Source organism: Pallidibacillus thermolactis (genome assembly GCF_025660415.1).
GTDB classification, from domain to species: Bacteria; Bacillota; Bacilli; order Bacillales; family Caldibacillaceae; genus Pallidibacillus; species Pallidibacillus thermolactis.
On sequence record NZ_JAOUSE010000078.1, the window covers coordinates 1 to 10,665 of the forward strand.

General features: G+C 33.2%; 10 protein-coding genes. 1 reads left to right on the forward strand and 9 read right to left on the reverse strand.

Translation table 11 applies throughout. From position 1 onward, the window contains the following. Positions 1-239 precede the first annotated feature (239 nt). Complete coding sequence (locus OEV82_RS15410; RefSeq protein WP_263062366.1) at positions 240-1,397, reverse strand: D-alanyl-D-alanine carboxypeptidase family protein; 1,158 nt, start codon at positions 1,395-1,397, stop codon at positions 240-242. A gap of 269 nt (positions 1,398-1,666) precedes the next feature. After that, positions 1,667-2,587: a DUF1002 domain-containing protein gene (locus OEV82_RS15415; protein ID WP_263062367.1), complete on the reverse strand. Its 921-nt coding sequence runs from the start codon at positions 2,585-2,587 to the stop codon at positions 1,667-1,669. A gap of 242 nt (positions 2,588-2,829) precedes the next feature. Here OEV82_RS15415 and OEV82_RS15420 point away from each other — a divergent pair, with 242 nt between their 5' ends. Continuing rightward, positions 2,830-3,462 (forward strand): hypothetical protein, encoded by a 633-nt coding sequence (locus OEV82_RS15420; protein WP_263062368.1) that lies wholly within the window; start codon positions 2,830-2,832, stop codon positions 3,460-3,462. A 245-nt stretch (positions 3,463-3,707) separates the two neighbouring features. Here OEV82_RS15420 and OEV82_RS15425 read toward each other — a convergent pair whose 3' ends face one another. From OEV82_RS15425 to OEV82_RS15455, 7 genes are all read right to left on the reverse strand, one after another. Beyond that, entirely contained in the window at positions 3,708-4,784 is a 1,077-nt protein-coding gene (locus OEV82_RS15425; RefSeq protein ID WP_263062369.1) for an ABC transporter substrate-binding protein, read from the reverse strand. Further along, a complete protein-coding gene (locus OEV82_RS15430; RefSeq protein WP_263062370.1) occupies positions 4,781-5,593 on the reverse strand; it encodes an ABC transporter permease in 813 nt (270 codons plus the stop codon). The genes OEV82_RS15425 and OEV82_RS15430 overlap by 4 nt, the downstream gene beginning before the upstream one ends. Further along, complete coding sequence (locus tag OEV82_RS15435) at positions 5,577-6,392, reverse strand: ABC transporter permease (protein ID WP_263062371.1); 816 nt, start codon at positions 6,390-6,392, stop codon at positions 5,577-5,579. Before OEV82_RS15435 ends, OEV82_RS15430 begins: the two co-directional genes overlap by 17 nt. Continuing rightward, positions 6,392-7,501 (reverse strand): ABC transporter ATP-binding protein, encoded by a 1,110-nt coding sequence (locus OEV82_RS15440; protein ID WP_263062372.1) that lies wholly within the window; start codon positions 7,499-7,501, stop codon positions 6,392-6,394. Before OEV82_RS15440 ends, OEV82_RS15435 begins: the two co-directional genes overlap by 1 nt. A gap of 35 nt (positions 7,502-7,536) precedes the next feature. Further along, positions 7,537-8,085 carry a helix-turn-helix domain-containing protein gene (locus tag OEV82_RS15445; protein ID WP_173661744.1) on the reverse strand — a complete coding sequence of 183 codons (549 nt, stop codon included), beginning with the start codon at positions 8,083-8,085 and terminating at the stop codon, positions 7,537-7,539. A gap of 287 nt (positions 8,086-8,372) precedes the next feature. Beyond that, a complete protein-coding gene (locus tag OEV82_RS15450) occupies positions 8,373-9,785 on the reverse strand; it encodes a sensor histidine kinase (RefSeq protein ID WP_263062373.1) in 1,413 nt (470 codons plus the stop codon). 3 nt (positions 9,786-9,788) lie between these two features. Then, a complete protein-coding gene (locus tag OEV82_RS15455; protein WP_173661769.1) occupies positions 9,789-10,481 on the reverse strand; it encodes a response regulator transcription factor in 693 nt (230 codons plus the stop codon). Positions 10,482-10,665: the final 184 nt, after the last annotated feature.

Sequence of the window (10,665 nt, forward strand, 5' to 3'; positions counted from 1 at the left end):
TGGACATGGAAAAGACCATGTCCAGCCTAAATAAGATAAGAATCTTAGAAAATGATGAGCAAAAAAAGACAAATCCCAACTCAAATGAAGCATTTGAGTTGGGGTTTGTCGACAGTCTGAAGCAACTTTAAAAAAAGTTGCTTTTTTTTAGTTAACTAATATCACATTTCGATTCTAAGTTCTTCATTTGTTTTTGATTATATAAATAAAAATGCAAACATATTTGTCTCTTTGTAAAATTATACCCTATTTTTCAGCCTTTGAATAACGATTACTGCTACAAATATAACAACACATACAAATGCAACTTCCAGCGAAACAACAATTCCATCAGATTTCCAATTCATTTGTATATCAGCACTATTTTCCTTCTGCATTGGTTCATTCGTAGATTTAAGTTGAAAACTTACAATTGGTTCATTCAATTGGTTATAAATGGTTAAAAGACCTGATGTATCCACTTCGTTTGTGTAACGTTCATGAATATTTACAGTATATAATAGATCTTTTTTAGTAATAAATTTCTTATCTTGTACTGTAAATTCTGTACCTTTTGGGATTTTCTTTGTTTGGAAATTTTGAAAACCAAAATCAAACAAATTCAATGTATCTGTATAAGGAACATCTTTATCATCGGTTTTCATTGTAACTGCAATTAAATTCAAATTACCTTTAGTAGCAGTTGTAACTAACGTATACCCTGATTCATTTATAAACCCATTTTTTCCACCCGTAATTTGTGCATCATAAGGAAACTCACCGAGGATTAGACGGTGATGATTAACTAATGTTGTATCCCAGGATGCTCCGTCCCATTTATACTCTTGAATATTAATTATCGATCGAAAGGTTTCATTTTCCATCGCATACTTCGTAATTTTCGCCATATCGTGTGCAGTTGAATAATGATTTTCACCATACAGTCCGTGTGGGTTTTCAAAATGGGTATTGTTAACCCCAATATAGTCTTGTAAATACGCATTAAAATGTTTCTCAAAGTTTGCTAAAGAGCCATCAATATGTTCAGCAATTGCTAATGCAGCATCATTACCAGAGTTTACGATCATGCCAATAATCAGCTTTTTTAAAGTAACAACTTCCCCTGGTTCTAAAAAAACAGTTGTTCCTTCAACCTTTGTTGCCGTTTCACTTATAACAACATCATCTGATAAATCACCATTTTCAATTGCATAAATAGCAGTTGCAATTTTAGTAATACTTGCAGGGTTCATTCGTTTATTTTCATTTTTACCATATATGGTTTGTCCAGATTTCGCATCAATTAAAATAGCCGCTTCACTGAATACTTTTGGAATATCTGTACTTTGTGCCGCGATGTTATAAGGAAATAGTAATAAAAAAAGAACTATGCTTATGAATAATTTTCTTATTTTCATACGAACACCTTTTAATTATGTTTATTCCTATTCATTTTACTATAGATATGGTAAGTAAGTTTTTTCATCTGCTTTACAGTTCGATAACATCCAGGCATAATAACTATGTCAATTTCTGGTTTATACAGAAATTCACGATACATTTGAAACAAAATACTATTTTTTCAACAATTTTCTTTATACTTACAATCACATTCCCATTGATAAAAACCAAAAAATAAAGACTGTCCTGAAAATGTTCAAATTATTTTCAGAACAGCCTATCTGTTTTAAGACAATAAATTATTAAAGAAATTCACAATCGCTATGAAGATATCTTTTAAAGAATTCCATATTTTCGCAAGGACATTCGGGTCAACTTCTCCTAATTTATCTTTAATCACATTCGTCAATTGATTTAACTGACTTTTCAGCTCATCAAAGTTAATATTTAAGTTTCGGATTTGATCAAACAGATGAATAAGCTTCTGCTTATATTCATCAGGGATTTCAATGTTTAACTTTTTTAATTGTTCTTCCACAATTTGTTTTACTTCTTCTTTTGTAGCCGGATCTTGTTCTGCAATTGCTTTCTTAATTTCTGTCATTAATTGACTGACTTGATTCTCATCGACTCCTGCTTCTTCAGCTAATTTTGTAGACAAATCTAATTCTTGATTAGCAACATCAAGTCTTGCCGTATCTAATTCCTCACCTGTAGCTTCGTACGCTTTAAAAATGCCTGTCAAAGCAGAGTGACCTGTCACTTTGACTGGAGATGCAACTGTAATTTCCGCATCTTCCACTCCTGCAGTAATGAGTGCATTGGCATACATTTCATCTGTTACTTCTGTAATATTTTCAGGAGTGGCTTGTACAACTGTTATCCCCTCTCCTTTATCTAAGCGTTTAATTTTCGCTGAAGAATACATGTTGGAATTAGGATCCCCATTAATATACTTTGCCGCATCAGCTCCAGTGACAATAATTTCCTTCACATCCGCTTCTTCATCAACCTTTAAAAGTCTTTTTGTTTCTTCTCTTTGGGATTCTGACAGCCTCTCACCGAACACCACAATTGTCGGACCATATTTTTCATTAATTACTTTTTCATTATGATCATTCTCACTTGCATAAACGAAAGGATTACCAATACTTAATGTAAAGAATATACTGAATAACAACAATAGGAAGCGATTTATATTTTTCATTATTATCCAACTCCTAACTCTTTTCATATATCTATAATAATTCGTTTTTCAAGTTAAGCCAATCATTATATAATAAGTCAAGATATATTTTGTTTCAATTTCATGAAGAAATATACAAGTTGACAATATTTACTTTATCCACTCGTTAATTTATATGTTATATTAGTTATTATCTTGATCATATTTTACTAATTTACAAGTTTGTTATGCAGGTGATAAGGGATCAAATAGGGAGAGAGAGCATGGAAAATAAAAAACATAGTATATATATACTTTTAACTGATACAGGAACCTTGTTCACTAAAATGATCAAGTGGTTCACTAACGCTCCATATAACCATGTATCTATTGTTTTCGACGATGAATTAAATGAAATATATAGCTTTGGTAGAAAAAAACCACGCAATCCTCTTCGAGCTGGTTTTATCCGAGAAGATGTTTATTTTGGTACGTACCGATATTTTGAAAATACTCGTTGTTTAATTTTGAAATTAGAAATAACGGAGAAAGAGTATCAAAACATTAGAAAAAAAATTGAAACCTTTGAAATGAATAAAGATATGTTTTCATATAATTTATTAGGTTTAATTGGAATACTTTTGAGTTATCCAATTAATAAAAACAATTCTTACTTCTGTTCACAGTTTGTCGCAGAAGTTTTACAAGAAAGCGGGGTTCATTTATGGAACCTTCCCCCAGCTTTAGTGACACCAGTCGACTTTTTTATTCATCATCGTTTTGAGTTCGTATATGAGGGAAAACTATATGATTATCCGTTTTTAGACCATAAGTTATTGGAAAATGCCAAGAAGAAAAATCGGATTTTTGAACTCATTAACCCTTTGAGATTTATAAAAAAACTTACACCATTATAATGACCATAATACACTAAGAAGGGCTGCCCAAAAAGTCAGTACTTAGTAGATTTCCCGTTCATTGACAAAACAAGGCCATAGCCATAGCCTTCCTCAACACGGACACGCGTTTATAGCAGGTCTATAGGTCATGTGCTAAGCTTTCGCTATTCCTGCTGGAATATGCTTCACTGATTCGGCACACTCAGGAAAAAGGCAACGTATATGTTTTGAAATCTACTATTTCGACTTGGACAGCCCATTTATCATTTTGCATGCATTTTAAATTCTAAATATAGCTCATTATAATAATTTAACATGTCAGGACCAAGATTTTCGTACACTTCCAATTTCTTCGTCAATTCTGGTGATGGGTAGAACCTTTCATCATTTACCGTTTCTTCTGGTAGAAGTTCCATAGCTGCTTTATTAGGGGTTGAATATCCGACATAATCTGCATTTTGTGCTGCGACTTCTGCCTCGAGCATAAAGTTAATAAATTTATGAGCACCATCTATATTTTTAGCTGTTTTTGGAATAACCATATTGTCAAACCAAAGATTTGAACCCTCCATAGGAACAGCATAATCTAAATTTTCATTTTCCCACATCATATCTGCCGCATCACCACTCCAAACAACACCAATTGGCGCTTCTTCATTTACCATCAGCATTTTAATTTCATCACCGACTATTGCCTTTATATTCGGCTGCAGTTTTACAAGTTTTTCCTTCGCTTCCTGTAAATGCGCTTTATTCCTATCATTTAAAGAATAATTTAAGCTGTTCAAACCGAATCCAATGACTTCACGAGCTCCATCTACAAGCAAAATTTGATTCCTTAAATCAGGTGCCCATAAATCGTCCCAACTAGTAAATGTTCTACCTTCTTCTAACATCGTTGGATTATATACAATCCCTACCGTTCCCCAAAAGTACGGAACAGAATATTTATTTCCGGGATCAAAGGACAAGTCAAGGAATCGTTCATCTATATTTTTTAAATTCGGCAATTTTGAATGATCTAATGGGATTAGGGCATCATTTTCCTTCATCCGTTCAATGGCATACTCAGATGGTATGGCGACATCATATGCTGTTCCACCTTGATCGATTTTAACCATCATCGCTTCATTTGAATCAAAGGTTTCATATATGACTTTTATCCCAGTTTCTTCCTCAAATTGCTGAATTAATTCAGGATCAATATATTCCCCCCAGTTGTATACTGTAAGTGTATCATTACCAGCATAACCTTCCGCAGCATTTAATCGATTCACAACAAAAATGAGTAAGAAAGAAACAGCAAAAACGGTTATAAACGCTTGAGTTAACTTTCTCATTTTCTAGCCCCCAATCCAAACATTCGACCATTTGCATTCGTTCTTTTCGAAATAAAATAGTATCCAATAACAAGAAGAACTGTAAACAGGAACAGAATGGTCGATAATGCATTAATGGTTAAAGAAACACCTTGGCGAGCCATAGAATAAATTTCAACCGATAATGTAGAGAATCCATTACCAGTCACGAAAAAAGTTACTGCAAAATCATCTAATGAATACGTCAATGCCATGAAAAAACCGGCAAAAATTCCTGGTGTAATATAGGGCAAAATAACCTTTGTTAGAATATGATAATTGTTTGCACCTAAGTCTTTGGCTGCAGCAATTAACGATGGACTCATTTCTTGTAATTTTGGTAACACCATAATAACTACAATTGGCACAGAAAAAGCAATATGTGCAAGTAGGACCGAAGTAAACCCTAATTGAATACCGATAAATGTAAATAGAATTAAAAAGGATGCACCAATTACAACATCTGGACTAACAATTAAAATATTATTTAATGATAATAATAAGTTTTTCATTTTATTTTGTTTAACATACCAAACGGCAATTGCACCAATTGTTCCAATAATTGTTGATATTGCTGCAGATAATAAAGCAATGATAATTGTATTTAATACGATAATAAGTAAACGTGTATCTGCAAATAATTCTCCATACCATTCCCACGTGAAACGATCAAAGGCATACATCTTTCCGCCACTATTAAAAGAATAGTACATTAGATAGAAAATCGGAGCGTATAAAATAACAAATACGATCGCTAAATATATTGTTGATGGCTTAAATTTTCTTTTCATAATGAATCCCCCGCTTCCGACTTCCTGAAATGACCATTATAATAACCATAATGATAATTAAAAATACTGCAATTGTAGAACCCATACCCCAATTTTGGGTAACTAAAAAGTGCTGTTCAACAGCTGTACCAAGGGTGATTACACGGTTTCCGGCAATAAGGCGCGTTAACATAAACAAACTTAGAGCTGGGATAAACACAACTTGACACCCTGATTTAACCCCATCAATTGTTAAGGGAAAGATCACCCGTCTAAAAGTCGTCCAACTGGATGCACCTAAATCTTTGGATGCATCAACTAATGAAGGATTTAGTTTATCTAACGCATTAAATATCGGTAAAATCATAAAAGGAATAAATATATAGACAGAAACAAAAATAAAACTAAAATCAGTAAACAATAGTTGCTTGCTACCGATACCAAATGTTTCTAACATAGCGTTGGCAAACCCATACGTACCAAATATGCCGATAAAGGCATAGGCCTTCAAGAGCAAGTTAATCCATGACGGTATAATAATTAATAGTAACCATAGTTGTTTATATTTTAATTTCGTTAGTAAATAGGCAGTCGGATAGGAAATGAGCAGTGTAAATGCCGTTATTAAAAAGGCATACCAAAAGGAACTTAGAGCCATTTTTAAATAAACCGGTGTGAAGAATTTGATATAATTTTCAAATGTAAAATCACCGTGGATATCAAAAAACGAATAATAAACGATGAGTAAGATCGGGAGTACGACGAAAAGCACAATAAAAACAAGATAAGGGCCAAGATACCAATTTCGATTTCTTGTCATTACTTTTCAGCCCCTTGTGCCGTGTAACTTTCTAAACGTGCATCAAATTCTTCTTCCGTCTCACCCAATCTCATAACATGAATATCTTCCGGTTCAAAATACAGTCCAATTTTATCACCAATCGTCGCCGTTTTTGTTGAATGAATCATCCATTCATTCCCGATCTCATCATAACCAATAATTTCATAATGTACACCTCGGAATAGTATGGAATCCACTTTCACCGCAAATTTACCTCGTTCCACTGAAGTTATTTCCAAATCTTCTGGACGAATAACAATTTCGACTGTTTCATTCGGCTTAAAGCCTTGATCTACACAATCATATTGTTTCCCAGCAAATTCTACAAGAAAGTCTTGGATCATTTTTCCAGTAATAATATTGGATTCGCCAATAAAATCTGCTACAAAACGGTTTATAGGCTCATCATATATATCCCTTGGTGTACCTCGTTGTTCAATTTTTCCTTCATTTATAACAAAAATTTCATCACTCATTGCTAGAGCTTCTTCTTGGTCATGTGTGACAAAAACAAAGGTAATACCAAGTCGTTGTTGTAATTCACGAAGTTCATATTGCATTTCCGTACGCAATTTTAAATCAAGTGCAGACAGTGGTTCATCAAGCAGTAATACTTCTGGTTCATTTACAATTGCCCTTGCAATGGCTACCCGCTGCCGTTGTCCACCTGACATTCCTGTTATTTCTCGGTTCTCATATCCTTGTAAGTTAACAAAGCGTAACGCTTCTTTAACTTTCTTTTCAATCACATCATTTGGTAATTTTTTAACACGTAAACCAAAAGCCACATTATCAAAAACATTCAGATGCGGAAATAATGCATAATCTTGGAAAACCGTATTGACTTGTCGTTTGTTCGCAGGTGTATCATTTACTAATTTATCATTAATATAGATCTTACCGCTTGTCGCTTCAATTAACCCTGAGATTAAGCGAAGTATGGTCGTTTTTCCGCATCCTGAAGGACCAAGAAGGGTATAAAACTTTCCTTTTTCCATCTCAAAACTTACATTATTAAGAATTGGTTTATCATCATCATATTGTTTTGTCACATTTTCAAAGCGAATAATTGGTTGATTTTTTGTCATTTAAAACTCCCCCTTCTTCGTTATTATGGCTTTTGTTATAGATAAGATTCTGTTGCCACTAATAATAATTTGGAGATTCCATTAAAATCATTAAAGATTTGATGTTCGTGAGAGGCATGAAAGTAAATGGCTTCTCCGGCACGGGCATGATATATTCTTTTCCCAAGTTTGACTGATACTTGACCTTGTAAAACATAGGCAAAAGTTTCGGACAATGATGGCTCAAATTCTTTAAATTTCCCATTCGGCTCTAAAGTGAGAATAATCGGTTCCATATCATTCTCATTCGATTCTGGTACAAGCCATTGAATTTGATATCCTAACTCTTCATCAATAAATTCTGTTTGATCTTCATCATCATAAACAACTTTTTGTACATGTTCTAAATCATCAAAAAACTCCTTAGGCGAGCATCCTAATACTTCTAATATCGAAAAGAATGTATCAATTGAGGGAGAACTCAAGTCACGTTCAATTTGCGATATGTATCCTTTTGTTAAATCCGTTCTCTCTCCGAGTTCTTCCTGTGTCAATCCCTTTTTCAAGCGTAAATTTTTAATCTTTTTTCCAATACCCTTATACATGAAAATCGACCTCGATATATTCGTTTACTAAATGTAAACTATCAGTAAATAAAGTTTTCTATTACTAAACATAAAGTTTAATAATTACACAATACCCTATTATACATTTTTTTCTAAGTCTTTCAATATATATTTTTAATAATCATTAGATTTATTTTCATTCATATTAGTGAACATAAGAAAAGGCTAATCCCACTACAACACTACCAATATCTAGCATTTATTATTCCAATAAAACTAGATATTACGTTGTATGGATTAACCTTTATCATAAACCTATCCCTATTTTAATCTTTGTCTTTCAAAGGTAAATAGATAGTGAATTTTGTTCCTTTCCCTTTTTCACTTTCTACGCGAATATCACCACGATGTAAGCGTACAAGCTGTTGAACAATAGACAATCCTAATCCAAATTCACCAAATGGATTGCTTCTTCTTGAAACATCTGCCTTGTAAAAACGTTGCCAAATATTTTCAATATCATCTGGGTCAATACCAATTCCCGTATCTTCAATCTCTATAACTGTATATTTTTCTGTCTGTTTGCCTCTTAAAATAATTTCTCCATCCTCCGTAAACTGAATAGAATTTTTCGTTATGTTTAGCACAATTTGAATAAGACGATCGTAATCGGCATAAACAATCGGATTGCCATCTAATTCGACGATGATTTTACAACCTCTTTTTTTTGCAAGTATATCCAATTGTTCTTCTACAACTTCAAATACATCCGCTACTTCAATCTTTTCAATATGTAACTTTACTTGGTTGGAACGAATCTTTTCATAGTCTAAGTTTTCATTAACTAGCCGTATGAGTCGCTTTGTTTCTTGACTTGCTAACTGTAGCCCTTTTTCTTTTTCACTTTCTGGGATCATATCATTTCGAAGACCTTCAATAATACCACTTATCGTTGTAAGTGGTGTCCGCATCTCATGAGAAACATCGGCAATAAATTGACGTTTACGATTTTCCAATATTTTTATTTCTTCATTTGACCTTTTTAATTGTTCAACCATTTTATTAAAATCACTTGCTAATTCACCGATTTCATCGAAGTCTGAATCTTGTACTTTAATATCATAATTCCCTTGTGCAACAGCGGAAGTTGCGTTTTGTAATTGCTTAATTCGTTTACCGTGAATACGAGATAAAAACCAACTAATAATAAATGAGACAACGAGAGTAATTAGTACAGTCACACCTAAATATTCATTAAACTCCTCTACCATGGCCTTCGTATTACGAATTGGCGCTGTTAAAATAATGCCCCCTAATAAGTAATCACCTTTCACATAAGGGAGAACAACGATTGAAGACGGATTTCCTAAGCGATCATCCACACTAACTGAAAAAACTTGTCCATTCATGATTCTATTCCATTCTTCTTTAGAAAACTGAATTCTAACATTTGATTGTTCAGGTGGATATTGGATCGTTCCCCGAGCATCAAACTGCCAAATGACGATATTTTGATTATCCAACACTTCTTGGTATTTATTAATTGTAATTGTATCGTATAATGATATAAAATTTAATTCACTAACAATTTCTTTTCCGTAGCTTATTAATTCTTCTTCTTTATTTTTAAAAACTAAGGCTTCTACAAACTGAGAAACAATAATACCAACAATAATAAAAGCAACTGTAATAATCCCAATATGACTTAGTAGTTGTTGATACATGTATTTAAATTTCATATTTTATTCCACCATTTCATCAAACTTGTAGCCAACTCCCCAAACCGTATGAAAAAAAGGTTGCTTTTCTCTACCAATTTTTTTCCTTAATCGTTTTATATGTACGTCCACCGTCCGCTCATCACCATAATATTGATAACCCCATACCCGGTCTAAAATTTGTTCCCTTGTGAACACTTGTCTTGGGTGTTGTGCGAAAAATACAAGTAAATCAAACTCCTTTGGCGTTAGATCGGGAATGATATGTCCGTCTAAAAAAACTTCCCTTGTTTCTTTATTAATTTTAAAATGGTGCGTTTCAATCACTTCCATCTGTTCCATCGTTTGATTGCTTTGATTTGCCCTTCGAGTTACCGCTTTAATTCTTGCCATTAACGTTAATGGACTAAATGGCTTTGTTACATAATCATCTGCTCCAATTTCTAATCCTAAAACTTGATCGGATTCTGAATCTTTTGCTGTTAACATAATGATCGGGACCATATTTTTCGTTTCTCTTATTTTACGACATATGGTAACCCCATCCATTCCAGGAAGCATCCAATCAAGAATAATTAAGTCCCACTCTTCATTTATTGCTCGTTTATACCCTTCATTACCATCATGAATAAAAATCCCTTCGATCCCTTCTTTTATAAAAAACATGTCAATCATTGAACATACATTTTCGTTATCTTCGACCACGAGTACTTTCATCATTTAACACCTCGATTTTTAGTATTATATTTAATTATAGCTAAAAAAGATCCCAAGAAGATCTGGATCTACGTCAAGTTTTTGGACACAAAAAGATTAAGTTTTTTTGCACAACAACCATTCATGGATTGTTCCACGTCCCAAGTAGATTGTCAAAGTGAAAAGATCCTTTGACAATCTACTT

What these genes read in the sequence shown, in the direction of transcription:
- OEV82_RS15410 (WP_263062366.1), bottom strand. Translation starts at nt 1,397, where the DNA reads ATGAAAATAAGAAAATTATTCATAAGCATAGTTCTTTTTTTATTACTA.
- OEV82_RS15415 (WP_263062367.1), bottom strand. Translation starts at nt 2,587, where the DNA reads ATGAAAAATATAAATCGCTTCCTATTGTTGTTATTCAGTATATTCTTT.
- OEV82_RS15420 (WP_263062368.1), top strand. Translation starts at nt 2,830, where the DNA reads ATGGAAAATAAAAAACATAGTATATATATACTTTTAACTGATACAGGA.
- OEV82_RS15425 (WP_263062369.1), bottom strand. Translation starts at nt 4,784, where the DNA reads ATGAGAAAGTTAACTCAAGCGTTTATAACCGTTTTTGCTGTTTCTTTC.
- OEV82_RS15430 (WP_263062370.1), bottom strand. Translation starts at nt 5,593, where the DNA reads ATGAAAAGAAAATTTAAGCCATCAACAATATATTTAGCGATCGTATTT.
- OEV82_RS15435 (WP_263062371.1), bottom strand. Translation starts at nt 6,392, where the DNA reads ATGACAAGAAATCGAAATTGGTATCTTGGCCCTTATCTTGTTTTTATT.
- OEV82_RS15440 (WP_263062372.1), bottom strand. Translation starts at nt 7,501, where the DNA reads ATGACAAAAAATCAACCAATTATTCGCTTTGAAAATGTGACAAAACAA.
- OEV82_RS15445 (WP_173661744.1), bottom strand. Translation starts at nt 8,085, where the DNA reads ATGTATAAGGGTATTGGAAAAAAGATTAAAAATTTACGCTTGAAAAAG.
- OEV82_RS15450 (WP_263062373.1), bottom strand. Translation starts at nt 9,785, where the DNA reads ATGAAATTTAAATACATGTATCAACAACTACTAAGTCATATTGGGATT.
- OEV82_RS15455 (WP_173661769.1), bottom strand. Translation starts at nt 10,481, where the DNA reads ATGAAAGTACTCGTGGTCGAAGATAACGAAAATGTATGTTCAATGATT.